The following is a 26,422-nucleotide window of genomic DNA, read 5'->3' on the forward strand; positions in this document are numbered from 1 at the left end:
AACCCTGTCTGAATCGCCACCATCAATATTAATGAATGGAAAGGGGTAGCAGGAATGAATGACAACGTTAGAAATGACTGGCATCAGGCCGATATCATCGCCGCATTACGTAAACGTGGTACAACCTTAGCGGCCCTCTCCCGTGAGACGGGACTCAGTTCATCTACACTCGCAAATGCACTCAGCAGACAGTGGCCTAAAGGCGAATGGATAATTGCGAACTATCTTGGTATCCATCCCTCAGAAATCTGGCCAAGTCGTTATTTTGATAAGCAGGGTCAACTGATTGAGCGTAAAGTTCGCAGTAAACCACAGGAATAACCCGCTGTAATTTGTGATCGATGTCGTAAAAATGAATATTTTTTATCTCAAGCCCTGAGCGTAAAATGGTAGCTAAATTTTACCATTTTTAATCCTCACGGCTTTTTTTCTTTAAAATGATTGAAAATCACACAATTAATGATATAAATAATAAAAATCAGTCAGATATGAAAAAAAATAAACAAAAAAATCTTGGGGCATCAAAAGGGGCATAAAAGGGCGGTAATATAATATATCTTTTATATTCAATTAATTATACTTATCTCCGCTTCCTGCATTAGCAGTGAGGCCAAATCAATCTCAGTCTGTGGTCTGAACGGGTTCGCGTTACCGGCCCTGACCAGCGTCAGGTTGAGGGTAAACAGTTCCGATAATCCCTCTTGCAAAGAAAAATCACCGACCGCAAAGGTGTCTTCCGGCACACCCGCGATACGGCAGGTAAAACGTAATCCACTTTTCATGTTTATTCCTTATTCCTTCTCGTTTATGACATGAATGCCTTACATGGCGGGGCGTAATCCATCGACGTGCCAGAACTGCCACAGTACTTCAGGGTTGTCCGGGGTGAAAATTTCCAGCATGACGAACGTGGACTGGCTGATAAAGCAGGCCATCGCCTGATTGATTAACCGGCTGAAGCGGTACATCTCACCGGGCGTGCGGTAACAACCGGGAACCAGCGTGAGCGACAACACAGACCCACGAATCGGTTGCCCACGCCTTAAGCGGTCGGTCAGGCGCTCTTTAACCTGCACAATGCCGTCAATATGTTGCTGGAACTGGCGACTCAGCGGACGGTTTGTCTCGCGGTGCGGGTCAAACAGACGGAGAAACTGTTTCAGGCTGTCAGTGGCAAATAACATCACCGGCGGGCTGGAGAGACAGGAGAGCAGCGGCCAGCCGTTATTTTCCTGTAACAAGGGCGGATAATCGGTCACCACAGGAATAATATTTTGTACATCAAGATGAGACGGTGCACTTTCCGGCGTCACGGTAATTGCGCCCTGTTCCAGCATCCGTGCCTGCTCATGGTAGCCGGTGAAAGAGCACGAGACAGCAATATCCGGCAGAGTGTGGGCCGGATTGCCGGTCAAATCAAAAAAGCACAGCCGGTGGCGGGTTCTGCCCAGAAAATCAGATTCAGTCTGGAGCTGGTAGTAAAACGTGTCGGGCTGCTCATCGTCATCGAAAAAACGCCCGGGAACAAACTGCTCAATCGGCAGCCAGTGATAAGGCGTGCCACGCTGCTCGCTGTCTTCGGGCTGCACCACCACCTGAACCTCCCGCAGCCGGTACAAGCACACTGACTCCCCCAATGGCAGCGGATAGCGGTGATCACCGGTTTCCAACCGGACAGGCGGGCTGGTCTGGTTTTCCAGATGAATGGCCGGAACACAACCCAACAAAAATACCCCCTCGACATCATCCAGCGGCAATTCGCCCTCGAACCGCAAAATCAGCTCAAACGTGCCATCGTCATTGAGCGGCACTTGCGCACAGCGACTACTGATATCCAGCGTGACAAAGTTATAAAGCGCCGGCAACGCATAGTATTCCACCAACGGTTGCAGGCCGGAATAGGGACTTTTGGCGGTGGGCAGCAACGGCTCGTCCAGCAGGCCATACCAGCCATAAGGAAAACTTTTAATGGTTCGCCGCCCGCCCTGTGTGTTCAGGCTGACATCACAGATATGTTGATCCAGCCACAGGCTGAGCTGGGCGGCACGCGCTGTGTCGGTGCCGAGGAAGAACGTCAGCGGACCACTTTGCCAGAAAGACGATGCCGAACCGGTTTGGCCTAGTGTCAGGATAATTTCACTGTGGGTGCCCGTTTTTCTGACGGTGCGCTCCTGCACAATCAACGGTTCAATATGCAAAGGACGGCAGGTTTTAAAGCCGAGCCACTGCCCGTTAAGGCTGGCAGACACCGATGTACCGATCGGGATCTCGGCCGTGCCCTGATGCTCGTCATCCGCAGGCGTAAACTGGACTATCGTCGTGGGTGGAATAGGCGACAGGGCTAACGGCCAGATACGGGAGAGCATGCCGTGAACAATTTCGGGAAAATCATCCTCCAGCTTATCCCGCAGATTGGCAGTCAAAAACGCAAAGGCGTCGAAAACACGGACAATATCGGGGTCATGAGAGGAAACCAGAAATTCAGCCAGATGCGGCGACGCTTTTGCGATGTGCTCAGCCAGCTCTCGCAGGTAAGCGCGTTCTTGCAGGTACAGCAATTCCTTGTTATTTTTCATTGAATTTAACTTATATTTTATCAATCAGGCTTCGGTATTAGGCTGAATATCAGCGAGATAAACTGCGCAGTTGAACAGCAAAGCACATTTATTCTACAGATTAATCAATCAAATTAATTAACGAATTAAATCCAATTTTGGGCGGGTTTTGGCAGAATATAGGGGGATTATCAGAATATGCACGGTCATTCAGGCAAAAATCAGGCTGGCAGGAATCGTTAACGGTTTGGCTCTCTCCTGCCTGACCGTTAATGTCTTTTTCTACAAAAATGATCCTTCGCCTGTCAGGATCGCCTTCGGGTGGCGAACGAAAACGCCCGTAGCAAGGAAGAGCAATAATTGCGGTACATCTCGCGCTTTGGGAAGCGGATACCGTACCACTCTACCCCGTTACTTTGTGACCATAAACTTACGATATTCTTCGTAAGCGTAATTATCCGTCATGCCACTGATATAGTCCTGAATAAGACGTGCCCGATAATAAAACTCGATCACATCTTTTTCAGCCTCATCAGTGGCAACAATGCCCTCCACCGCTTCACCATAAGCCAAACGATGCTTGGTCGAAAGTTTGTGCAGCAGGCGCGTTTCAATAAAGTATTTTTTGTGAAAATTATTCTGGTTCAATTCCATAAAATCCTGACGAGGCAGTGCCAGCAAAGGTTTATAGACATCCAGCAATCCGGTAATAATCTGGTATCCTTGTAATTCCAGCTCTTCCACTTCAGGGTGATTGAGAACCCGTTTACGGGTGACATTTTTCAACGTCTTCAATAAACGGTGTTCTTCCCCATTTCCTTCCAGCAGGGCGTGATTAAATGTCCCTGTATAGATTTCAGGCAGATGTTCAATAAACAATTTAGCGGTATAAGGCACCAATTTTCCGGTGATAAACACCCGTAAGTACATGAAAAACTGTTCGTGGATATTACGACGGACTTCGTTATTGGTGGTTTTCTTATAGGCTTGTATCACGGTAGATTCGAACAGGTCACCTTTCTGGTGTCCCCCATTTTCTTCCCACTCTTTTTTCAGGTATTCCACCAACTGCTCAACATTAAAAATATCCTTTTCTACCGCATCATCCAAATCCGCAATGCAATATGAGATATCATCGGCGGCTTCCATAATGTAGGTCAGCGGGAAGCGACAAAAATCGCCCATTTCCAGTTCTTTTTTCAGTTCACGGATAAAGCTCTCTTCTGACCAGTAGTAACCTATTTTCTTCATCAGGTAACTGAATTCAGTCGGTATCTCTTCCAGACGATAGGCCGGACAGGTATATTTCAATATGCAGCCAATCTGGGCATACGTGAGATTCAAGCGCAGCAGATTATGTGCCAGACGGATAGCCTGAGCATTCCCTTCAAACTGACATAAATCTCTGCGCAATTGCCGACGGAATAGATCTTTCTTTTCTTCTCCCGTCAGACGTAATGCCGCGACCTGACAGGCATCCTGCCGATCCTCCGTTTTCGGCGAATGGAGAGAATAGTCAGGATCTAATCGGCGGGAGAACCAATCTTTAATCGCTGCCTCGCCAAAATGACCAAATGGGGGATTGCCAATATCGTGCATCAAACAAGCCATCTCAACCAGACTTTCAAAAGCCAGCAAGCGATCACTCAACCCATATTTTTCCAACAAGCCCTGCTTTGACAGCTCGGCAATAATCGTTTTTGATATATAGCGCCCTATTTGCTGTACTTCGAGCGAATGCGTCAGCCGACTGCGTACCGCCGCATTACGTTCCAGTGGAAATACCTGTGTTTTCTGTTGCAATCGCCGGATAGCGGCTGAGTTGATGATCCGCCCACGATCACTTTCAAATTGGCGATTCACTTGCTCTTCATCATCGGGATGAATGGAAGATTTACTGAACTTGCGTTGGTAATTCAACTTCTGCTTGAAATCAATCTTAGACATTAATCCCCCCATGCCAAATATAACGATTATTCAGAATTGGAATCTGCGGTAAATAGCCATTCAATGATACACTTGCCGATTAAATCGGCCTGTTAATAAGGCATCAATCCATTAATAATAAGCGAGTATGACACAATGAAAATAGGTGTAATAGGGGCGATGGAACAAGAAGTGACTTTATTGCGTGACCAGATTGAAGATCTGCAAACATTGTCACGAGGTGGATGCGAAATTTATACCGGCAAACTGAATGGCGTTGATATTGCCTTATTGAAATCGGGTATTGGTAAAGTTTCCTCCGCACTTGGCACCACCTTGTTGATTGAGCATTGCCAGCCCGATATCGTGATTAACACGGGTTCAGCCGGTGGCCTTGATCCTAATCTGAAAGTCGGAGATATCGTGGTTTCCGAAGAAGTTCGCTACCATGATGCCGATCTTACCGCTTTCGGCTATGAACCGGGACAAATGGCGCAATGCCCGGCCGCCTTTATTGCTGACGACAAGTTAATCGCCCTGGCCGAAAAATGTATCCAATCCCTCAACCTGAGTGCCGTCCGTGGTCTGGTTTGCAGCGGTGATGCCTTTATCAATGGTTCTGAACCATTGGCACGCATTCGGGCTACCTTCCCGCAAGTTGCTGCGGTTGAAATGGAAGCGGCAGCCATTGGTCATGTTTGCCATCAATATCACATTCCCTTTGTTGTCGTTCGGGCTATTTCTGACGTTGCCGATCAAGAGTCCCATATCAGTTTTGATGAGTTTTTAGTTGTCGCAGCGCGTGAATCAACGCGGATGGTCAATGCGATGCTGACCGAACTCAGCAAACAATAAAGCGTCTTTACAGTGGAGCATCGATAATGAAATCATGGTTGAAAATAATTTCCCACCGATCCATTTGGCTGGCATTTTTATTCCTTCTGTACAGCTTTTGGTGTGGTTTCAGTGCTCCACTTTATGCGGCAGCTTCCCGTGTTATTAGCCTTGCCCCATCAACGACAGAGCTGGCATATGCTGCGGGGCTGGGCGACCAGCTTGTCGCAGTTAGCGCTTACTCCGATTATCCCGAAGCCGCTAAAAAGTTAGAACAGGTTGCTGATTGGCAAGGCATCAATGTTGAACGGATCATCGCCCTGAAACCTGACCTGATTCTGGCATGGCGTGGCGGTAATCCCCAACGTCCTCTGGAACAACTCGCTGCTTTAGGTATCCCCATTTTTTATTCGAATGTAAAAAAAGTCGAAGATATTGCATCAGAACTGGAACGACTGGCTGCCTATAGCCCACATCCTGATATAGCCAAGAAATCAGCCACAGATATGCGCGATCAGTTCAGCCAATTAAAACAAAAGTATGCCGACCTGAACCCTAAGCCTGTGTTCTTGCAGTTTGGTATGCAGCCGATTTTTACTTCCTCAAGCCATACTATCCAAAGCGAAATTGTCTCCGTCTGTGGCGGTAAAAATATTTTCGCTGATAGTCCCGTTCCGTGGCCACAGGTTAACCGTGAGCAAGTACTTACCCGCAAACCGGAAGTCATTGTCATCGGTGGAATGGAAGGGCAAAAACAGCGGGTGGCCGATTTTTGGCGACCACAAATGAATGTCACTATTATCGCCCTAAATGATGACTGGTTTAGCCGTGCGGGACCAAGGATTATTTGGGCGGCAGAACAACTTTGTAAGCAGTTAAATCGTCCCAGTTAACTGGTTTATTTTTTTATCTTGGTGCGTTTTTTTAGCACACTGTGAGCCATGATCCCGCCAATCAATCCCCAAAATGCTGAACTGATACCCAGTACATTGGCGCCCGAAGCGGTGACAAGGAAGCAGATAATTGCCGCATCTCTGGTGTGATCATCCCTGATCGCTTGATTCAGGCTATTGGTAAAAGTGCCAAGAAGTGCCAATCCGGCCAAAATTTTTATTAACGGGGCTGGAAATGCGCTAAACAGATAGAAAATTGCCCCGCCAAAAATGCCAGCCAACAAATAGAAAAAACCGGCACTGACAGCGGCAACATATCGCTTATTGGGATCGGGATGGACATCGCTTCCCATACAAATAGCTGCTGTAATTGCAGCAATACAAATACTAAATCCCCCAAAAGGCGCCAGGATCATTGCCATCAATGACGTCCAGATAAGTAATTTGGAGGCACGGGGAGGATATCCCGCCGCCTGTAAGGTTGCGATCCCGGGTGCATTTTGTGACGCCATCGTGACGATAAAAAATGGAATGCCCACGCCAATCAGTGTGGTTGCGCTAAATTGTGGCATCACAAATTCAGGCATGGAAAACATTACATTTTCACCCGCCAACGTTAAGTCGCCGCTAAGAATACAAATAACCAATCCAGCCGCCAGCGTCGAGATTATGGCGTATAACGGAAAATAGCGGCGGAAAATTAAGTAGACGAGTAACATGGCACCACAAAGCCAAAAGTTGACTTGTAGCATTGCAAACGCGTCCAAACCGAAACGAAGCAATATGCCGGCAAGCATCGCCGCCGCGATAGTGTGCGGGATGTAATTCATTAATCTGGCAAACAGTCCGGTGACACCGCATATCAACATTAATGCCGAAGCGAAGATAAAAATACCGATGGCTTCGTTAACAGATGTGTCCGGCAAATTTGTCGCCAGTAATGCAATTCCCGGTGTTGACCAGGCCGTTAAAATAGGAGTGCGATAATAGAGGGACAACCCCATTGTCGTGATCCCCATTCCCACGCCAAGCATACTGAGCCAGGCCCCTATTTGTGCTGGCTCAACGCCGATAGCCGCCACTGCCTGGAGAATTATCGCCACTGAACTCGCATAACCCACTAATACCGCAACAAACCCAGTGATAAGTGTTGCTGGTGAAAAATCCCTGAAAAATGATAGCTTAGACATATGACATTACCTTGCCGGACGTTATAACGGACGATGGTCAGAATATCATCGTCCGTTATAACGTTCAATAATGTACCCATTTTTTGAGAAAGCACCAATGAGTGATATCACATCGAAAATTGCTGAAAAATTTAAATCATTAAGAGCTTCCCTCGGGCTAAGCCTCAGTCAGGCGGCTAAACTGACGGGAGTCAGTAAGGCGATGCTTGGGCAAATTGAACGCGGCCAATCAAGCCCGACAATTTCGACACTGTGGAAAATCGCCACAGGCTTTAATATTGCCTTCTCAACCTTCTTAGAGGGGGCGGCTCCCCAATCTCAGCCTGAATTATATCGATTTAATCAATTACCGATCTTTGAGCAAAACAACTCAGGTATGCGTGTCACGCCGCTCATCCCTTTTGATGATGAACTCTTCATTGATTTGTTCAAAATAGAATTAGTCCCCGGTGCTTCAAGTGAATCTTCTCCACATGAATTCGGGGTAATAGAGCATGTTATCGTACTCAGTGGGGAACTCGATCTGCGTCTTAATGACATCTGGCATAAAATTTCAGCGGGTGAATCCATGCGTTTTCATGCCGATTGTCACCATGCTTATGCCAATTCAAGCGATAAGACCGTCGTTATCCATAACCTTATTCACTATCCGCATAATTAATTAAAAAATAACCCCATACAGCGGAAAAATGACAGTCTCTTGCAAAATGGCCTGCTAAATAAGAGGCCATTTATTGCAATAGTGAATTTTCCCATTAGACACTGAAAGAAGAGCCGCAACCACACGTGGTTTTTGCATTCGGATTGGCAACAATAAAACGGGAACCTTCCAACCCTTCGGTATAATCCACGCAAGCGCCTATCAGGTATTGCAGGCTCATTGGGTCAACAACCAATTCAACCCCTTGTTTCTGGATCGTCATATCACCTTCGTTAATTTGGTCATCGAAAGTGAAACCATACTGGAAACCGCTACAACCACCACCTGTAATGTAAACCCGCAAGCGCAGGTTCGGGTTATCTTCATCAGCAACCAGTACTTTGACTTTATTGGCTGCGGCATCAGTAAACTGCAAAGGCAATGCAGCATCATCGCTCATACTTTTACTCCAGTCCGGTTTTCCGGTAAAAATTCTCGGAAAGTTATTTTAGGCTTTCTGATCATGTTAGCCGGGATTATCCAATACCTGACTGATTCGTTCAAGTTTTGCCACATGAATGCAACAATTCGACGAGGGAATGATGCTTATCACGCGAGTACTTAAGTACTTTTTTGATAAAAATAAATCAAAGTATGCTCTCATTCTGCCTTGCAAAGCGAGTAATCATAACGGAATACCTACAAGGTGGTATATTGTTTGCTTTTTACTCAAATTTGTTGTTAGGAAAAGTTTATTAGGGAATGTAGTTAAAGACTTTCAATATATTAATTTTATTTACATAATTATATTGACTCCTATTTGTTTTAATATAACCTGATTTGCAATTTCAGTAAAAATAGCCTTCCAATAATTCGGTGTTAAATTTTCTATAAAGTCAATTCTAAATATAAATACTGTCATTCCTGTTATTTTTCGATAAAGAGTCAAAATCTGCTGCTGACCACACCCACAAAATGTGGTTTTCAGTGAAGAGTAAACTTTATACTTTGAAAGGATAATATAATGGCTGGACAACTCACGGTAGTTCCCCAAAACGGTAACATAATCAAAGGGCAACCATTCAGTGTGGTTGTTTTGATAACCAATGAACCAGGTATTCTGGATACTGTGAATATTAGTGTCGATACTCCACCAGGAGTGACACTAATAAAGAAATTCCCCCCCTTAATTGCTAGAGGAATAATTTCCCAGCAACTGATATTTCAAGCTGACGACAGCAACGGTGATCACGAAATCAAATTTACCGCAGATTCGACGAGCAAACCGAAAGGGCAGGCAACCTATCACCCTGTTAATAACCCAGATCTGAATCCCGATACTTGTGTACTGAGAGGAGCAGCGGCTTATTTGTATGACGCTAAGCCTGTTGAATTAACAGGGCAACCTCCATGTGGAACCAACCCATTCGTTTCAGCATCAATCAATCCGATGTTAAAGCAGGGAGGGGGGGCAATTTCAAACTATGATATTCCGCTTCGTACAACAGCCCCACTGCGAATATTCACAGAGGGCATGGATGAAATTTTCCCTTATAAAATTGATCAAGAAAACCAATATTATTATTACCTGATACAAAAAGCATCAAAGGCGGCTGTGAACCTAAAAATATACGCCACTCAGCAGACCCGAGGGTTTGTTGAGCTTGATACGATATTCAATGATGAGGAATACAATCAAAAACAAACCATATTTATTACGACCGTTCCGACTAATGTATCCAGCAGTCTGGAGCCACCGGGCATTGAAGAAACACTCTTGTCTTCTACTTTAACAAGGCCGGATCAAGCGGATGAGTTTACGGTCATGGTTCCAAGCTACGAGACAGCCCAAATTGGTGATTTTATCATCGGGTTTGTGACGGACGATAAAGAAAACGTTTTTAAGACAGAACTGTTTGCCGGGCAAATAACAGGTGAAGAAGACGGGTATTATAAATTTAAGGCCGCTTACAGTGACCTGTATTCGGGTGATAACCATCTCTGCTTTATTACGACTGACCAAACAGGTATGCCAGTGAGATCCAAGTTTAATTACATCAATTATGATAATGGCGGTATTAACGGTCCAAGTTCCTTTGATGGACACCGGACCTTGGTTGCTCCAGAAGTATATGACCAATACGGTCTATTTATTGGCAGACATAATCCAATCAATATCAACAGCATCGGTACAAAAGGGCTTGAGGTTTGGTTGCCATCCGATATCAATAATCCAGATCACACCATCGCCGCAGGTGATAAGATCACGATTAAAGTTTATATCTCACACTGCGTCGATACTATCTCACCAATACGTCCTTTACCGATTGTGATGGTTAAAACTGTGCAATCGACAGACATAACAAATGGCTATTATAAGGCTCTCATCACGCCCGATAAACTGATGGGGTATGACAGAGCAGATGGTTATGCCGTGGGATTGCTCACGATAGAATACAGTCGTCTTGCTCAGAAACAGAAATCGAAAATTTACACTAGAAGCTTCGGTACAGTAGCACCAGGAGAAGGAGACTCGTTAGTGTAGAATCTTAATCAAAATAGGTGACTGCTCATCGTTACTGCTTTTTGGCAGTCGCCTCCATGAAGATAATTGTTTGAGAAAGGTGATAGCATGTCTATAAAGAACACAATATTGAACGCCATCCTTGTTCCCCTTACTTTACCACAAAGCAGCAATGGTATTATTGATGAATCGGAACTAAGCCAAGATGAACTGGTCGTCATAATAAAAAAGAATGAAAAAGTTCGTGTTGGATATAAAATCATTGTACATCTGACGCCATATCTATCATCAATACCGTTTTTTATCACAGATGAAAATATTGATGATCCAACGTATCAAATAACCATACCTTTTTCTGCTATTCCTCCCGGAAGTTATGATATTTACTATACCATCACTGACTTACTAAGTAATGAAGCTAAATCTGAAAGTATCTACGTCACAATTCAAAAGACAGAGCCACCAAAAAAGACAAATCCTCCGCAACCATTTCTTGAAGCAATACTAACAATAACCGGATATCAACCAATCGGTGATGAATATGAAATACTGACAATTCGGATTAACGATAAACAGACATCTGAACAAATTAAAAACGCGCCCATCTCTTATAAGATAGATCCAGCCATAAACATGAGTAATGTATCTGAAATTGCTTCAAACCCCGATACGATACAATCAATGACCACAAATGAATACGGACAATTTAGAATAAACCTGCAAGGTCAGAAGGGAGGATATGGCACTATAACGGTTACAGCCAACAATCATGTTGGAAGCATAAAATACACCATGGGACAATATTAAGGAGAGATTAATAATGGCAATAAAAACACTTTATCTTCCAGATATAAAAAATGGTTGGACTATTTTGTATTTATATCAGAGTCAACCTAACCCTGGTTGTGAATTTACTTTTACACTCAAAGATGGTCACGATTATGATAATATCAACACCTATATAAACTCTCGGGGTGGAGGTATATCTCAATACGTAGGATTAGATGGAGAATGTATATTAGTTATTAATTCAAACACTGATTATATTGATAATACCTGGGCTGAAAGTATTATCATACCAAATTCGGGGGGCCAATTCTGGGAAGAAGCTATTATGCAGCCTTTGAGTTTGACAAAAGCATAATGGGATACAATCAATTAGTTCTCAGCGTGACAGCATGGCCTCACATCAGCATCACATAAACGCTCATTGTGTAATGTTGGAAGCATAAAATATATCATGGGACAACAATAGAGAGGTATTACAATGGCAACGAAAACACTTTATTTTCCAGGAATAAAAAGTGTGGTTGGTATGTTTCATATTTCTTTCAGGTACTAGCTGGATATGGTTATACATACAGTAACACTACAAGATGATACTGGGCATACTTACGTCACTTGGGAAAAAGCGAGCGACGGAAAGCTTATATGTACCATTTATTGCTCAGAAAGCAGTCACCTTGATAACACGTGGGCTGAAAGTATAATAACGCCAAGTTCTGGGAAACCAACACTGGGAAGAACCTATTAGGGTAACGGCGGTATAATCGAATACAATAACGTATTTATATCTCTTGTAGAGATGATCTCAATACCATATTGTATAAGCTCACTGAAAACGCTCACCGTGGAGAATTATTTCCACGGTTTTCTTTTTACTGCATTACCATTTCATCCTTAGCCCAATTTTTGCGCTCAGCTCATAGCTGTCTGCAAAATTATTGAGGCTGGTATTGACGGAAGTCTGACCATAGATGAAAGAATTTCCATCATTCCAATTGTAAGAACCCCCGACACCTGTCTCAGCCCAAGTTCGGTCAGGGGCATTAATTGATGCACCTTTAATGACAGTAAGATTTTCACCACTTGACAGATTACAGGGTTCTGTCTCATCACCGGAAATGGACGTCGTGTTCGAAGAGCCGCATGATGATGAGTCCGCTATTGCATAAACACTTATACCCGGAAACAGTAAAGCTACTCTAAGAGTTATTGGGAATACAGCATGTCTGTATATCTTCATAAGAGGATCCCTAAATAACCTGAATTTCGTTTAAAAAACGGCTAAGGTGCCTGAAGCAAAAAAATAGTGGAGGCCATCAGGCTATAATAGTTTAATTTAGAAAAAATTTATTGTTTCGTCTAATACTCAGTCCGAAATTTATACTCCCATAACAAAAATTTAGCTTTTAAACAGTACAATAGACTACGAATTAGATAGAGATTTACGCCTATACAGATGATAATAATGAAATATAATTCATCAATCTAACAGCAAATGTCTATGTCAAGGGGTTAGACTCTGTGAGGAATAGCACCAGAGCATGTTGACGTTCTGAGAGAGGAATTTGAACAGAATGATGATTTGGCTTCCCTGGTGGGGTACTTTAAAATGACGTTCCCGTATCCCGTTATCTTTCAGGAGCTTTTATTGATGAGCCAGTCCGAAACGCTTTACTCTCAGGCAAAACATGTGATCCCCGGTGGAGTCAATTCACCTGTACGTGCTTTTAACGGTGTTGGTGGAACCCCCGTCTTTATTCAACGTGCGAATGGTGCTTACCTTTATGATGTTGATGGCAATGCTTATATCGATTATGTCGGCTCATGGGGACCAATGGTTCTCGGACATAATCACCCCGCTATCCGCAATGCCGTTATTGAGGCCGCAGAGCGTGGCTTGAGTTTTGGCGCACCAACCGCAGCCGAAGTGGAAATGGCAAAATTGGTTACTGAACTGGTGCCTTCCATGGATATGGTGCGCATGGTGAACTCAGGTACAGAAGCCACAATGAGCGCCATTCGTCTGGCTCGGGGTTATACCCACCGTGACAAAATCATTAAATTCGAAGGCTGCTACCACGGACATGCTGATTGCTTGCTGGTAAAAGCCGGATCAGGTGCCCTGACGATCGGTCAGCCCAACTCGCCAGGTGTTCCCGCTGATTTCGCTAAACACACCTTGACGTGTGTTTACAATGACCTCAATTCTGTCCGTGAAGCCTTCGAAAAATACCCAGAAGAAATCGCCTGTATTATCGTCGAACCCGTCGCGGGTAATATGAACTGCATTCCACCGCTACCAGAATTTCTGCCGGGTCTGCGTAAGCTGTGTGATGAATTTGGTGCCCTGCTCATTATTGATGAAGTGATGACGGGTTTTCGTGTCGCACTGGGTGGCGCACAAGAGTATTACGATGTTAAGCCAGATTTGACATCTCTTGGCAAAATTATCGGCGGCGGTATGCCTGTGGGTGCTTTTGGTGGCCGTCTGGAAATCATGGAAAAACTGGCACCCACTGGCCCTGTTTATCAGGCAGGCACCCTTTCTGGTAACCCAATTGCAATGGCTGCCGGTCTGGCTTGTCTGAAAGAAGTGGCCCAAATTGGTGTTCATCAGCGTTTAGGGGAACTAACCGACAAGCTGGCCGCGGGTTTAAAACATGCAGCATCAGCAGCTGGCATCCCTCTGGTTGTTAACCACATTGGCGGTATGTTCGGTATTTTCTTTACCGATGCGCAAAGCGTTACCTGTTATCAGGATGTCATGAAGTGCGATGTAGAACGTTTCAAGCAGTTCTTCCACTTGATGCTGGATGACGGTATTTATCTGGCCCCTTCTGCGTTTGAAGCCGGCTTTATGTCCATCGCTCATTCAGATGAAGATATCCAACGCACAGTTGATGCGGCAGCACGTTGTTTTGCAAAACTGCAATAAATATTCTGCTTTCCCGAATATCAGACGTCACTATTCTCTGTTATCAGTGGCGTCTTCACACCAAAGCCCGCCACGCAGCGGGGAAATATAAGGCCTCGCGTCGTCTTGCGGATTGCAACTTGAAGTTTATCGCGTATACATCTATATTTGCCCACCTACACCCTTAAACTTTTCAACAAAGGCAGCAATTTTCTGGAAAACGGTCTGCTTTTTCGTTCTGTATTCCGGGTTAAGTGGGCTTAACTTAGGTAGCGTTGAATTTAGCTCTGTACCATTTTCACTTGCATATTCTCGTTTTAATGATGCCGTAATATAGCGCTTAGCAGCATCTTCATTTAACTTTTCCGATCTAATTAACTCTTCTGCTTCACGCTTTTGTTCAATTTGAGCAAATTTGAAAAACTCATCAATGATACTGGCCTTGTCGATAATTTCATCCAAGTTAGTTTGATTAATGAAATCGACAATTAGACTTTCTTTTGCCCGATTGCCAAGGCTCGAACGAATTAAACGGCGAACTTCATCAATTAATTCTGCTTTATTTTTATTCTTTTTATTGTTTTCAAAAATCAACTCAAGAATGTAATCTAAATTAATTTCCTGCGATTTGAGCAAGTCCACTTCAAAGACGACATCATCCCAGTCAATAGTAGATTTATCTTTCTCGTTAGACGACTTTTCACGGCGTAACCAATCACGCGTATCATTATAGGTTGAGCGATAATCTTGAATAGTACGCTCAGTCGGCATCTCAATCGCTTGCATCGTGGCGATATCTTCATCACTTAGGTAGTATTTAGCCTTAAATGCCTCAACAGCCTCCGGATTACTGATATCTACATGTTGTAGAGCCTTTAATCCTGCAAATTCATCATAGTTTTGCAGTACATTCTCCGCACGCAAATATTCACCAAATAGTTTGGCAAAGTCTTTTTTATCTTGCTCTTTAAAAATATCATCAGGATTAGGAAAGCGTCTTTGTAGCTCCGTCACTACCTCTAAAAATCCGCGACGTGCTTCACCGGTGACTAAATCAGTAAAGCCTTCCATGTATTCTTTATAGCTTTTTTCCAGCACTATGTTTTTGGTATTCTTATCGCCAAATAAAGTAATAGCCTCAACCGTAGCCTGTTCTAAATCACGGAAAGTGACGATATTACCAAAGGTCTTCGTGGCGTCATAAATACGGTTGGTGCGTGAAAAAGCTTGCATTAGGCCGTGGTAACGCAGATTTTTATCGACAAACAAAGTATTCAACGTCGGCGCATCAAATCCCGTTAAAAACATGCCAACAACAATCAGTAAATCTACTTCTTGATTTTTCACTCGCTGAGCAAGATCTTTATAGTAGTTTTGGAAACCTTGACTATCCACACCAAAATTCATTTTAAATGTTGCATTATAATCATCAATTGCTGCGCTTAAAAATTCTTTAGCACTGCTGTCCATTGCGGTGAGTTCAAAACTTTCATCAATGATTTCACCAATAGCATCTTGTTCTTCATTGGCGGCAAAAGAGAAGATAGTGGCGACATTAAGCGGTTTTCTGTTCGTTTTATTTTTATCAGTCTCTTTTTGTAAATGCTTGAACGCTTCATAATAAGCTTTTGCAGCATCCACACTGCTGACCGCAAACATAGCATTAAAGCCTTTGCCACCGGCTTGGAGACGATGCGTTTTTTGCCTGAAGTTATTTAAAATATACCGGGAAATTTCACGAATACGAACAGGATGTAAAAAAGCTTGCTTGTTTTCTGCCGCTGTTAACTTTTTTTCGTCTTGTTCGGTTTCAATGGACTTAAACTGTGGTCTTACATCGTTATAATCAACTTTAAACTTCAATACTTTTTCATCACGAATGGCATCGGTAATCACATACGAATGTAATTCTCGGCCAAATACACTACTGGTGGTGTCTGCACCCAAAGCATTTTGCGGGAAAATTGGCGTACCCGTAAAACCAAATTGATAATATTTTTTAAATTTCTTCTTTAGATTTTTTTGTGCTTCACCAAACTGGCTGCGGTGTGCCTCATCAAAAATAAACACGACTTGCTTATTGTATATTGGTAAATCGCTTTCACTTTTTATTAAGTTATTCAGTTTTTGAATGGTAGTAACAATAATTTTATTGTCATCTTTTTCAATATTCCGTTTTAACCCTGCGGTACTCTCCGAACCATTAACGCTGTCAGGTGAAAAACGTTGATATTCTTTCATGGTCTGGTAGTCCAGATCTTTACGATCGACCACAAAAAACACCTTATCGATAAAATCCAGCTCAGTAGCCAAACGTGCCGCTTTGAAACTGGTTAAAGTCTTACCCGAACCCGTAGTATGCCAAATGTAGCCACCACTCTCAGTATTACTCCAATTTTTAGCCTGATACGCACTTTTAATTTTCCACAAAATACGTTCAGTAGCCGCTATTTGATAGGGGCGCATCACTAATAAAGTATTGCTAACATCAAATACAGAATAATGAATTAACACATTCAGCAAGGTATTTTTCTGAAAAAATGTCGCTGTAAAATCTTTTAAGTCTTTAATCAGCGTATTATCAGATTTAGCCCAATTCATGGTGAAGTCAAAACTGTTTTTATTACGCTTGGTAGTATTGGCAAAATAGCGAGTGTCTGTACCGTTTGAAATCACAAAAAGCTGTAAGTATTTAAACAGTGAGTTTTCTGTATTAAAGCTTTCTTTACTATAACGGTGCACTTGGTTAAAAGCTTCTCGAATAGCAACTCCGCGCTTTTTAAGCTCAACCTGCACCAATGGCAGGCCATTAACCAAAATGGTTACATCGTATCGATTCGCTTGCGCCCCTGTTTGCTTGAATTGCTTAATGATTTGTACTTTATTACGGACAATGTTTTTCTTATCGACGAGATAGATGTTCTCAATATGCCCATCATCAAAAACAAAGTCGTGGATATAATCGTTATGAATCTTACGAGTTTTGTCTATGCTGCTATCGCTGGGCTTATCTAAGTACTGTTCAACAAAGCGTTGCCACTCACTTTCTGAAAAATTAACATTATTCAGTATCTGTAATTGCTCTCGCACATTAGCCAGCATATTTTGAGGCGTATTTAAGGTAGTAACATATTCATAACCTTGGCTGACTAAATCGTCGATCAATTCCCGTTCTAAATCACCTTCGCTTTGGTAGGTTTCATTTAGCTGCAATTCTTTAGTGTATTTATCGAGTACGATAAAGTTATTTGATTCAGCAACAGTTTTGTATTCGTACATACTTCACCTATAAATTCGATTAATCTAGTCTTCTGCCTGTTGAAAACGGTACATCGTATTAATTTCATTAATCAGATAGTGCAAAACACGCTTGTCATCATCCGTAAGCGCCGCGACCTCTTCACCTGCATGTTTTGAATGACTAGAGATATTAATAATCCTGGTTTCATAAGGGTTAGGTCTGCCATCATCGGTTTTTGGCAATAAATCCCCCCACTTTTTATAGCCAAGGAATGTCGAGGTTTTTTCTAATATATTTCTTAAAAAGTTAAAGTGATACTTACTCAATCAGTGTGTAAAACACGCTCCAGATAAAGTTGCTTTCTTCACCCTTTGATATTTTAACATTTTCAGTTTGTGCTTCATTGCCACGTTCGAAAGAAAACGTGACCTCTGCACCATTTTCGCCAAAATGCGGGGTTAGTTTTTCATCTGTATAGCGTTGAAAGTTAGCAATGATATTTCGGTCTTGCCCTTGGTCTTTCAGCACCCAATCTGTAAATGAATTCGGCTGGATTTTGAGTTTAGGCTCGGTATTCTCAGATAAGTCGTTATCCCAGTAAAACAAGTCTTCGGTAAAGGCGTTGTAATATAAAATCTTGTTGCGAGATAACTCAGCGTGATCCGTATCATTATCATTACTTTCATCATTATCGATTTTTGGCGCAATCAGCTGTTTAAATTCCCGCGAAAGCCGGGTTTTACCCGTGCCATTAAAGGCATAGATCAACTGTACTTTCTTGTTGGCCTCTTTTAATTGCTGTGCTATTTCCGTTAGCGTTTTACTCATATCATGCCTCTACCTCTGGTTTGGGAAAACTCAACAGCAGATCGCGATAATATTCATATTGCTTTTGACGCAATTCAATTTCACGCGGTAAACCTTCGCTGATGGAGCTGGTTAAGGCGTCGAATTTATCTAGGATGGTCACAATGCGATCTTGTTCGACAAGTGGGGGGATAGGAATTGGATATTCCATTATTTTTGTTTTATTACCGCGTGGCATTTTGGCCCCTTTAGAATGCCGCATGTTATAGTCGAAAAATTTATCATCCGCTAAAATTTGATATAGATACCTAGGTATTATCGTTTCATCAGTCAGATGTATAACCAGTACATCGCCATTTGTGCCACCGATACGATCAGCGTGCCATATTTTCTTCAAGTAGGGGCGAATATTACCGATTAAAATATCACCACTTTGATACTCTATTAAGTTACCTTCGGTTGGCACATAATTAGACTCTTTTTTCCCTGCCCAATTTTGTAGGAGATTATCAACTCCCACGTAATTCGATTTATCAAGTTTATCAAAGCAAATACGAGTTTTTGAATACTCTGTAAGCTCCCCCAAAGTCTTCCACTCCACCTCACCTTCTTCAAAACTTAACAACTGGTCACGATAGTAGTTGTACTGCTTTTTACGGGCGGTAAGCTCAGCGGTAAGCTTAGCGGTAAGCTCAGCGGTAAGCTCGGTAAAGGCGTCCAAAATGCAGACGATTTCGGTTTGGAATGCAAGCGATTTTTCTAGTTTTTCAGGATATGGAATAGGGATTTGGATTTTCGCCATATCAGATGCAGAAACATCAATAACTTTTGCTCCTTTTGCATATTTCCTTTTTTCATTTGCAAATTCGGTTGTTTGAGTGAAATAAGCAAAATATTTCCCTAAGATAATTGGGCTTGGTTTGAAAATTGTGGCATGCCCACCGGTAACTGCTTGTTGCTCGCCCAGATAAACCAGAGCCTTACCAACGTCTTCAAGGTTTTCACTTGTGTTTGTGATTACAACATCACCTGTATTAACCTTCCTTAATTTTTTGGCCAGCTCAGGCGAAACAAATGATTTAGTTTTTGTCGTAGAAAAACCGTAATAAGTATAAATTTGTCCATAGTGAATTGCCGGCACACCGGTTTCGGTAAAATCTTTTTTTTGTAATCCATTACCACGAACTAACTCACCAATTTCTCCCAAGGCCATCCATTCCACCTCAACACCATCAAGCAGTTTTTCCATAAAACTCATATTGCTCATGCCTTACTCTCCGTGCCTTCAATCTCAGCAACAATGGCATCAATATCTGCCCTTAGCTGGTCGATTTTTTTAACGGTAGTCTTCAATTCAGCATTGAGTTTTGTAATATCAATTACTTCGCGGTTATCTTTAACTTCGACATAGCTATTCACCGACAGGTTGTAATCGTTAGCGGCGATGGCTTCAAAACTGACTGATTTTGCCAAATGTTCAATATCAGCTTTGCTATCAAACACCTGCATGATTTGTTCGATATGATCATCGGTAAGTATGTTGTTATTGGTTTCTTTTTTAAACAGAGTGCTGGCATCAATAAATTGAGTAGTGGTATCAGTTTTGTGTTTAGACAGCACAAGAATGTTGACAGCAATGGTAGTGCCAAAAAACAGGTTAGGTGCCAATGAGATCACGGTTTCAACATAGTTGTTATCTACCAGATATTGGCGGATTTTTTGCTCAGCCCCACCACGGTAAAAAATACCCGGGAAGCAAACAATCGCCGCGCGGCCTTTGCTGGATAAGTAACTCAATGCGTGCAGTACAAAGGCAAAGTCGGCTTTGGACTTCGGCGCTAATACACCCGCGGGAGCAAAGCGGTCATCGTTGATCAGTGTTGGATCATCATTGCCAATCCATTTCACCGAATACGGTGGATTAGAGACGATAGCATCAAAGGGCTTATCATCACCGAAGTGCGGATCTAGCAGGGTATTACCTAGCGCGATATTGAACTTATCGTAGTTAATGTTGTGCAAAAACATATTCATACGCGCAAGGTTATAGGTGGTATGGTTAATCTCCTGACCAAAGAAACCATCTTCGATAATGTGGTCATCAAAGTGTTTTTTAGCTTGTAATAGCAATGAGCCAGAACCAGCGGCGGGATCATAGATTTTGTTTACGCTGCTTTGCCCGTGCATGGCGAGCTGAGCGATTAGCCTGGAAACGTGTTGTGGTGTAAAAAATTCGCCCCCTGATTTACCCGCATTAGCAGCATAGTTAGAGATTAAAAACTCGTAAGCATCACCAAACAGATCGATTTTGTTACTTTCGAAGTGACCAAATTTAAGCCCTGCCACACCTTTTAAGACCGCGGCCAAGCGGATATTTTTGTCTTTAACAGTATTACCTAAACGGTTACTGGTGGTATCGAAATCAGCAAAAAGCCCTTTGATCTCGTCTTCTGATGGGTAACCGCTGGCAGAGCTTTCAATAGCTACAAAAATGGAATTTAAGTCTTTGTTTAAATTTTCATTTTTATTAGCACTTGCGGCAATATTAGCAAACAGCTGACTTGGGTAAATAAAATAGCCTTTGGTTTTAATGGCATCATCTTTAATATCGTCAGTGATAATATCATCTGAAAGCTCAGCGTAGTTGATACTCTCATCACCGCCTTCCATGTAGTTTGCAAAGTTTTCACTTATAAAACGATAAAACAGCGTACCGAGTACATACTGTTTGAAATCCCAGCCATCAACTGAACCTCTCACATCGTTGGCAATTTGCCAAATTTGACGCTGTAGTTCGGCTCGTTGTTGGGTACTTGTCATTGTGAAACTCCACTTTTAATCCGTTTTTGAATGGCCTTCGGCCCATAATCAGGCCGGTATTATAACGAGTAAAGACGTTCTAATCATTTTGAATCGCTACAAGTTTAGTCGTCATCTTGGGGCATTTTGGACATCCGTGGTTTTGATATTAGCTTAGCGACGATGATCAGAGCATCAATGAAGCCCTTTTTCTATCTAAAGTATACGGTACTGCTTAGTGTATGATTTACCAATAACTTATCACTGACCAAACATCTCACGTAGCCAGCCAGGCGCTTCTTCTTCATTCTCCTCGATAGGCTGTTGTGCCGATTGCTGGCACAACTTCTGAGGATCATCAGTCCAAACCGGTAATACTCTGATACCGCTTCCTTCACAGTTGAAACTGCCATCTTCATTGACGGACATATCCACAATACCTTCCGGTGGACGGTTATTCAGTTCCAGTGGCGTTTCATTTTCCAGATAACGACGGTAAATCGTCAATGCACCTGTCGCTCCGGTCAAATTGGTCGGCCCATTGTTATCACGCCCAGCCCAGACAATCGCAACTTCTTTGCCATCAATGCCTGTAAACCAGCTGTCACGCAGATCATTCGTTGTTCCGGTCTTGCCTGCCAGGTGATATTTGCCATATTTCCCTGTCAGTGAACGCCCTGTACCTCTCTCCACAACCTGCTGCATACCGTATAGCGTCAGATAGGCGGCCTGTGGCGGTACAACACGCTCTGCCTGTGGATAGCTCTGGTAAATCACCGTACCATCTTCAGCAATGATGGAGCGTAACGCAGAAAGTTTCGCCCGATTACCCCCACTGGCAATCGTCTGGAATTCTTGTGCCATTTCCATTGGCGTCAGGTTAATCGCGCCCAATAACATAGCCGGGATCTGTTGGATCTCTTTCTCAGGAATACCCAATGCAATCAAGGTGCTGGAAATGCGGTCTAACCCGACATCCAGCCCTAAATTCACGGTCGGCACATTCATCGAACGCGCTAACGCGTCGATCAGCATGACACGCCCGCTGAAAGTACGGCTAAAGTTCTTCGGTTCCCAGGGCTTTCCCCCCGCCTGGGGGACAGAGAGAGGTTCATCCGCCAACCAGGTATTCAGGCGATATTTATCCGGCTGGCTCAGTGCCGTCAGATACGTAGCAGGTTTAGCAAGCGAGCCAATCAAACGACGGGCATTCAATGCCCGGTTAAATCCAGCATATTGCGGCTGGGAGCCGCCAACCATAGCGCGAACCTCACCGCTGAAACGGTCAACAACGACCATCGCCCCTTCCAGATCATCCATCTTGCGTACTTTTCGCAGGGCAGCAACGCCCTCTTCAACGGATTTTTCCGCCGCATCCTGCGAAACAGGATCGAGGGTAGTAAAGATCTTTACCCCTGACAAATCATTGACTTTATCGCCCAATTTTCCCTGCAATTCCTGACGAACCAATTGCATAAAGGCGGGTTGTGGTGTAATCACCCCGCTTTTCGGTTTTACCCCTAATGGACGGGCACTCAGTAAATCATACAGTTCCTGATTGATGATGTTCCGGTTCTGGAGAATTTTCAAAACCACATTGCGCCGCTCCAGCGCCGTTTTAGGATGACGCCATGGGTTATACCACGAGGCCCCCTTGACCATGCCCACCAGCAACGCCTGTTGATCCAAACTCAATTCATCAATCGGGCGACCAAAATAGTACAGACTTGCCAATGGAAAACCATGGATCTGCTCATCACCACTTTGTCCTAAAAAAACTTCGTTCAAGTACAATTCCAGAATGCGATCCTTGCTATAACGCGCATCCATCAGTAACGCCATATATGCTTCATTCGCTTTACGGCTAAAGGTACGTGCATTGGAGAGGAACAGGTTTTTCACTAATTGCTGCGTCAGGGTACTTCCCCCCTGAACCGCACGTCCTGCCGTCAGGTTAGCCAAAAACGCACGGGCAATGGAAAGCGGCCTGACGCCATCATGTTCATAAAAGTAACGATCCTCTGTTTCCAGCAACGTCTGAACCAGTAAATCAGGAAAGCCGGAACGCGGGACAAACAGGCGCTGTTCACCATTCGGTGATTGCATCATTGTGATCAATTTGGGATCAAGACGGAAAAAACCAAACTGCCGCTGGTTTTCCATGTTTTCAATGCTGGCAAGATGGTTATTATCAAAGGTCAGTCGAGCCTGAATTTGCTCTTCTTTACCATCAGGGAAATCAAATGGGCGGCGCAGCATCTCTATGCTATTCCCCCTGACGACAAATTCCCCTGCACGGGTGATCTTTGTCACGCTTCGGTACTGCATGCCTTCCAGCAAGTGGATCATTTCATCCTTGCTATAATTCATACCGGGTTCAAGATTGACCATCCGTCCGTACACTGCGGCCGGTAAATCCCAGACTTTTCCGTCAATACGCTTGCGGATTTTGTTATCCAGATAGAAGCCATAAATGACAATGAGTACCGCCAGTACAATAAAGATTTTCAGCAGCAACCACAAAAACCAGTGCCCTCTTTTTTTAGGCGGGCGGGATTTAGGACTGCGGGCGCTCTTCCTTTTTTTCGTCATGACTTCATCCTCATCGTTGTCGTCAACATCATCATTTTCATCATCATAGTCATCCCGCTGATTGCGTTTATCAGATGTTCGCCCACGACGAAGTTCTGATTTTTTACCCTTACGTCCGATTGGCTGACGATCATCATCAGACATAACGAATTCTCCAACTATTTATTAAATACAGGTAGATAAATACAAACAACTACATCTGTTTTTTCACGTACCTGGTCGGTGCGGTGTTGGCAGGATCATCCGGCCACAAATGTTTGGGGTAACGCCCTTTCATCTCTTTTTGCACTTCACGATACGTTCCCTGCCAAAACGCGGCAAGGTCTTGCGTGATCTGTAATGGACGATGGGCGGGAGATAACAATTCAATGACAACTGAAACCCGTCCTTTCGCCAATGCTGGATTTTGCTGCTCTCCGTACATTTCCTGCATTCTCACTGACAGTACAGGAGGCTTATCATGGAAATACCGGATAGTGATCCTGCTACCCGTTGGCACAGTGTAATTAGCAGGCAATTCATTATCCAGTATTTGCCGCTGTTGCCAATCAAGCAATCCCATCAGACAGGAGGACAACTCAATCTGGCGCAAGCCTTTTAAATCATCAACATCACCCAAGGCGGGCAGCAACCACTGTTCAAGGGAGTTCAACAATGCTTCGTCATCAACCGCAGGCCATTCCACCTCCGGTAACCATTCTGTCGCTCTTTGCAGGCGGATGCGCAACTGCAACGCTTCCGGTGACCAATTTAATGCCGACAACCCTTCCTGCCTGACCCAATTCAGCAAGGCTTCCTGTAATTCCGACGCCGAAGGTTTTGCCAGTGGCTGTGCTTTAACAATTAACCGACCACATTGCAAACGCTTCCACGCCCGTAACGAACCTTTATTATCATCCCACTCCACGGTTGTATGCTCAGTAAACAGAAGAGGGTGCTGCTTTATGGTCTGTTCAATCGCCAACGGGCAGGCAAGCAAAATCCGTGCATCAGGATGGCTGTTTCCTTGCTGTAATGAGGGAGTCATTAACCAAGCCTCTCCCGACAGCGGCTCTTCACGTTCCAGTGCCACCCCCAAGCCATTGGCTAACTGAAAACGGCCAAGATTATCACGTTTTTTGGCGATCCGGTCTGGAAAACCCTGCACCAGGAGTTCAGGCACAAGATCCAATCTCAGGTTTTCAGCATGGCTTGGTTTATCCGCCCGTTGATTTGTAAAACGCCTGACCAGCTGATTGGCTCGTTGCTGCCAATGACGCTGATTTGTCGTCATCCAATAGAGAAGGTCAGGCTGTCCACGACGCGGGGGGTCTTCCAGAATGGCGACCAATTTCGCTGCTGTTATCAATGCTGCCCAGCCTTCGCCTTTTTTATCTTCGCTCTCCTGAGCTGAACACAATATCGCCGCCAAACGGGGTTCACTGCCGAATGCCGCCATTTGCCAACCACGGGAAGTCAGTTGCTGGTTGTCGTCCAACGCCCCAAGGCGCAGCAACAGGGAACCTGCAACCGCCAATGCGGGTTGTGGTGGATTATCCAACCAATGAAGTTGGTTACTGTCACGACATCCCCACTGTAGTAAAGAGAGCTGTAGGCCGCTTAGATCTGCATGCAAGATCTCCGGCTCGCTGTGCTCTCTGGCTCTTTCTGCCTGATCCTGACTAAATAAGTGCCAACAGACACCTGCCTCTCGTCGTCCAGCCCGCCCTGCCCGCTGAATCATAGATGCCTGGCTGATGCGTTGGGTCATTAAGCGTGTCAGGCCACTCTTCGGTTCAAATCGGCCGGCGCGTTCCAGTCCGCTGTCTACCACTAACCGGATACCGTCAATTGTCAAACTGGTTTCTGCAATATTGGTAGCGAGTACAACTTTACGCATCCCCACTGGCGCCGGTGTGATTGCCTTGCGTTGTTCTGCCAACGACAATGCCCCATACAATGGACACAACAGCGTATCGTCATTGATCTTACCGGCCAATTGCGACAATACCCGCTGAATTTCACCGACACCGGGCAGAAACAGCAATAACGATCCCGCTTCCTGCTGCAATAAACGCAGTACCGCCGATGCAACGGATTGTTCAAAAGGTTGATGAGAAGGAAGTGGATGATATGACCTGATTACCGGATAACTACGCCCCTCTGACACAATCACAGGCGCATCGGGTAATAAAGAAGAAAGGCGCTGGTTATCCAATGTTGCCGACATCACCAAGATACGCAGGTCATCGCGCAACCCTTCCTGTACATCCAGCAGCAGCGCCAATGCAAGATCGGCCTGTAAACTGCGTTCATGGAATTCATCAAGAATGACCAAAGAGATGCCGTTCAATTCAGGATCTTGTTGCAGCATACGCGTCAAAATCCCTTCGGTCACAACCTCAATCCGTGTTGCAACACTGACTTTAGTTTCCGAACGCATCCGGTAGCCGATGGTCATACCAACAGGTTCATTGAGTTGTTCGGCAAGGCGTTCAGCCACACTCCGTGCAGCAATGCGCCGCGGTTCCAGCATAATAATGCGCCCCGGCAACTGCGCCTGCTGTAAAATTGCCAATGGCAATCCGGTCGATTTTCCAGCGCCCGTTGGCGCATGTAATAACACTTGCTTCGACGTTTGCAATGCAGCAATAACGGAGCCAACCACGTCATAAATGGGTAATAGATCACACATGGGCAATGACAAAGGATCACCATAATGAATTAACTTTCAGTGGATGC

The 26,422-nt window shown here is 44.1% G+C and carries 19 protein-coding genes and 1 pseudogene; 8 read left to right on the forward strand and 12 right to left on the reverse strand.

The genetic code is table 11. The features are described from left to right. Positions 1 to 54: 54 nt before the first annotated feature. Entirely contained in the window at positions 55 to 321 is a 267-nt protein-coding gene (locus ABLA76_RS09040; RefSeq protein ID WP_285809730.1) for a helix-turn-helix transcriptional regulator, read from the forward strand. Between the two features lie 245 nt (positions 322 to 566). Here the strand turns inward: ABLA76_RS09040 and ABLA76_RS09045 are convergent, their stop codons facing one another. The 3 genes from ABLA76_RS09045 to dgt all read right to left on the reverse strand — a co-directional run bounded on the left by ABLA76_RS09045 (position 567) and on the right by dgt (position 4,502). Continuing rightward, positions 567 to 782, reverse strand: a complete 216-nt coding sequence (locus ABLA76_RS09045; RefSeq protein ID WP_348987725.1) for a hypothetical protein — start codon at positions 780 to 782, stop codon at positions 567 to 569. Between the two features lie 39 nt (positions 783 to 821). Beyond that, on the reverse strand, positions 822 to 2,576 hold the full coding sequence (locus ABLA76_RS09050; protein ID WP_348987673.1) for a type VI secretion system baseplate subunit TssF: 1,755 nt from the start codon (positions 2,574 to 2,576) through the stop codon (positions 822 to 824). A gap of 390 nt (positions 2,577 to 2,966) precedes the next feature. Next, entirely contained in the window at positions 2,967 to 4,502 is a 1,536-nt protein-coding gene (dgt, locus tag ABLA76_RS09055; RefSeq protein WP_348987674.1) for a dGTPase, read from the reverse strand. A gap of 135 nt (positions 4,503 to 4,637) precedes the next feature. On the opposite strand from dgt, the gene mtnN reads away from it, so the two are divergent. After that, positions 4,638 to 5,336, forward strand: a complete 699-nt coding sequence (gene mtnN / locus ABLA76_RS09060; RefSeq protein ID WP_348987675.1) for a 5'-methylthioadenosine/S-adenosylhomocysteine nucleosidase — start codon at positions 4,638 to 4,640, stop codon at positions 5,334 to 5,336. A 26-nt stretch (positions 5,337 to 5,362) separates the two neighbouring features. After that, positions 5,363 to 6,208 (forward strand): vitamin B12 ABC transporter substrate-binding protein BtuF, encoded by an 846-nt coding sequence (btuF, locus tag ABLA76_RS09065; protein WP_348987676.1) that lies wholly within the window; start codon positions 5,363 to 5,365, stop codon positions 6,206 to 6,208. Positions 6,209 to 6,213: 5 nt separating this feature from the next. Here btuF and ABLA76_RS09070 read toward each other — a convergent pair whose 3' ends face one another. After that, complete coding sequence (locus tag ABLA76_RS09070) at positions 6,214 to 7,398, reverse strand: benzoate/H(+) symporter BenE family transporter (RefSeq protein ID WP_348987677.1); 1,185 nt, start codon at positions 7,396 to 7,398, stop codon at positions 6,214 to 6,216. A 97-nt stretch (positions 7,399 to 7,495) separates the two neighbouring features. On the opposite strand from ABLA76_RS09070, the gene ABLA76_RS09075 reads away from it, so the two are divergent. Further along, positions 7,496 to 8,059, forward strand: a complete 564-nt coding sequence (locus ABLA76_RS09075; protein ID WP_348987678.1) for an XRE family transcriptional regulator — start codon at positions 7,496 to 7,498, stop codon at positions 8,057 to 8,059. A 94-nt stretch (positions 8,060 to 8,153) separates the two neighbouring features. Here the strand turns inward: ABLA76_RS09075 and erpA are convergent, their stop codons facing one another. Continuing rightward, positions 8,154 to 8,498, reverse strand: coding sequence for an iron-sulfur cluster insertion protein ErpA (gene erpA, locus ABLA76_RS09080; protein WP_047771810.1), 345 nt, complete (start codon positions 8,496 to 8,498; stop codon positions 8,154 to 8,156). A gap of 564 nt (positions 8,499 to 9,062) precedes the next feature. Here erpA and ABLA76_RS09085 point away from each other — a divergent pair. From ABLA76_RS09085 to ABLA76_RS09095, 3 genes are all read left to right on the forward strand, one after another. After that, positions 9,063 to 10,583, forward strand: a complete 1,521-nt coding sequence (locus ABLA76_RS09085) for a hypothetical protein (RefSeq protein WP_348987679.1) — start codon at positions 9,063 to 9,065, stop codon at positions 10,581 to 10,583. Between the two features lie 87 nt (positions 10,584 to 10,670). Then, a complete protein-coding gene (locus ABLA76_RS09090) occupies positions 10,671 to 11,369 on the forward strand; it encodes a hypothetical protein (RefSeq protein ID WP_348987680.1) in 699 nt (232 codons plus the stop codon). A gap of 13 nt (positions 11,370 to 11,382) precedes the next feature. Then, positions 11,383 to 11,706 (forward strand): hypothetical protein, encoded by a 324-nt coding sequence (locus tag ABLA76_RS09095; RefSeq protein WP_348987681.1) that lies wholly within the window; start codon positions 11,383 to 11,385, stop codon positions 11,704 to 11,706. A 522-nt stretch (positions 11,707 to 12,228) separates the two neighbouring features. Here the strand turns inward: ABLA76_RS09095 and ABLA76_RS09100 are convergent. Further along, positions 12,229 to 12,588, reverse strand: a complete 360-nt coding sequence (locus ABLA76_RS09100) for a hypothetical protein (protein WP_348987682.1) — start codon at positions 12,586 to 12,588, stop codon at positions 12,229 to 12,231. A 411-nt stretch (positions 12,589 to 12,999) separates the two neighbouring features. Here ABLA76_RS09100 and hemL point away from each other — a divergent pair, with 411 nt between their 5' ends. Continuing rightward, positions 13,000 to 14,283, forward strand: a complete 1,284-nt coding sequence (hemL, locus tag ABLA76_RS09105) for a glutamate-1-semialdehyde 2,1-aminomutase (RefSeq protein WP_348987683.1) — start codon at positions 13,000 to 13,002, stop codon at positions 14,281 to 14,283. Positions 14,284 to 14,424: 141 nt separating this feature from the next. Here hemL and ABLA76_RS09110 read toward each other — a convergent pair whose 3' ends face one another. From ABLA76_RS09110 to hrpB, 6 genes and pseudogenes are all read right to left on the reverse strand, one after another. Beyond that, the gene (locus ABLA76_RS09110) at positions 14,425 to 17,541 is read right to left on the reverse strand and encodes a type I restriction endonuclease subunit R (protein ID WP_348987684.1); all 3,117 of its coding nucleotides are present in this window, start codon (positions 17,539 to 17,541) and stop codon (positions 14,425 to 14,427) included. Positions 17,542 to 17,565: 24 nt separating this feature from the next. Further along, positions 17,566 to 18,331 (reverse strand): annotated as a pseudogene (locus tag ABLA76_RS09115) (hypothetical protein). A 1-nt stretch (position 18,332) separates the two neighbouring features. Beyond that, positions 18,333 to 19,577, reverse strand: a complete 1,245-nt coding sequence (locus ABLA76_RS09120; RefSeq protein ID WP_348987685.1) for a restriction endonuclease subunit S — start codon at positions 19,575 to 19,577, stop codon at positions 18,333 to 18,335. Then, positions 19,574 to 21,130: a type I restriction-modification system subunit M gene (locus ABLA76_RS09125; protein ID WP_348987686.1), complete on the reverse strand. Its 1,557-nt coding sequence runs from the start codon at positions 21,128 to 21,130 to the stop codon at positions 19,574 to 19,576. Before ABLA76_RS09125 ends, ABLA76_RS09120 begins: the two co-directional genes overlap by 4 nt. Before the next feature lie 240 nt (positions 21,131 to 21,370). Further along, positions 21,371 to 23,845 (reverse strand): bifunctional glycosyl transferase/transpeptidase, encoded by a 2,475-nt coding sequence (gene mrcB, locus ABLA76_RS09130; RefSeq protein WP_348987687.1) that lies wholly within the window; start codon positions 23,843 to 23,845, stop codon positions 21,371 to 21,373. A gap of 49 nt (positions 23,846 to 23,894) precedes the next feature. Next, on the reverse strand, positions 23,895 to 26,375 hold the full coding sequence (gene hrpB, locus ABLA76_RS09135) for an ATP-dependent helicase HrpB (protein WP_348987719.1): 2,481 nt from the start codon (positions 26,373 to 26,375) through the stop codon (positions 23,895 to 23,897). Positions 26,376 to 26,422 lie beyond the last annotated feature (47 nt).

It is taken from the genome of Xenorhabdus sp. SGI240 (genome assembly GCF_040081915.1).
GTDB lineage: Bacteria > Pseudomonadota > Gammaproteobacteria > Enterobacterales > Enterobacteriaceae > Xenorhabdus > Xenorhabdus bakwenae.

Bases quoted from the DNA above. Each gene is read 5' to 3' on its own strand.
- ABLA76_RS09100 (WP_348987682.1), bottom strand. From the start codon at position 12,588: ATGAAGATATACAGACATGCTGTATTCCCAATAACTCTTAGAGTAGCT.
- hrpB (WP_348987719.1), bottom strand. From the start codon at position 26,375: ATGTGTGATCTATTACCCATTTATGACGTGGTTGGCTCCGTTATTGCT.
- mrcB (WP_348987687.1), bottom strand. From the start codon at position 23,845: ATGTCTGATGATGATCGTCAGCCAATCGGACGTAAGGGTAAAAAATCA.
- ABLA76_RS09040 (WP_285809730.1), top strand. From the start codon at position 55: ATGAATGACAACGTTAGAAATGACTGGCATCAGGCCGATATCATCGCC.
- ABLA76_RS09110 (WP_348987684.1), bottom strand. From the start codon at position 17,541: ATGTACGAATACAAAACTGTTGCTGAATCAAATAACTTTATCGTACTC.
- ABLA76_RS09125 (WP_348987686.1), bottom strand. From the start codon at position 21,130: ATGACAAGTACCCAACAACGAGCCGAACTACAGCGTCAAATTTGGCAA.
- ABLA76_RS09095 (WP_348987681.1), top strand. From the start codon at position 11,383: ATGGCAATAAAAACACTTTATCTTCCAGATATAAAAAATGGTTGGACT.
- ABLA76_RS09120 (WP_348987685.1), bottom strand. From the start codon at position 19,577: ATGAGCAATATGAGTTTTATGGAAAAACTGCTTGATGGTGTTGAGGTG.
- mtnN (WP_348987675.1), top strand. From the start codon at position 4,638: ATGAAAATAGGTGTAATAGGGGCGATGGAACAAGAAGTGACTTTATTG.
- ABLA76_RS09075 (WP_348987678.1), top strand. From the start codon at position 7,496: ATGAGTGATATCACATCGAAAATTGCTGAAAAATTTAAATCATTAAGA.
- ABLA76_RS09070 (WP_348987677.1), bottom strand. From the start codon at position 7,398: ATGTCTAAGCTATCATTTTTCAGGGATTTTTCACCAGCAACACTTATC.
- hemL (WP_348987683.1), top strand. From the start codon at position 13,000: ATGAGCCAGTCCGAAACGCTTTACTCTCAGGCAAAACATGTGATCCCC.
- ABLA76_RS09085 (WP_348987679.1), top strand. From the start codon at position 9,063: ATGGCTGGACAACTCACGGTAGTTCCCCAAAACGGTAACATAATCAAA.
- erpA (WP_047771810.1), bottom strand. From the start codon at position 8,498: ATGAGCGATGATGCTGCATTGCCTTTGCAGTTTACTGATGCCGCAGCC.
- ABLA76_RS09050 (WP_348987673.1), bottom strand. From the start codon at position 2,576: ATGAAAAATAACAAGGAATTGCTGTACCTGCAAGAACGCGCTTACCTG.
- dgt (WP_348987674.1), bottom strand. From the start codon at position 4,502: ATGTCTAAGATTGATTTCAAGCAGAAGTTGAATTACCAACGCAAGTTC.
- ABLA76_RS09090 (WP_348987680.1), top strand. From the start codon at position 10,671: ATGTCTATAAAGAACACAATATTGAACGCCATCCTTGTTCCCCTTACT.
- btuF (WP_348987676.1), top strand. From the start codon at position 5,363: ATGAAATCATGGTTGAAAATAATTTCCCACCGATCCATTTGGCTGGCA.
- ABLA76_RS09045 (WP_348987725.1), bottom strand. From the start codon at position 782: ATGAAAAGTGGATTACGTTTTACCTGCCGTATCGCGGGTGTGCCGGAA.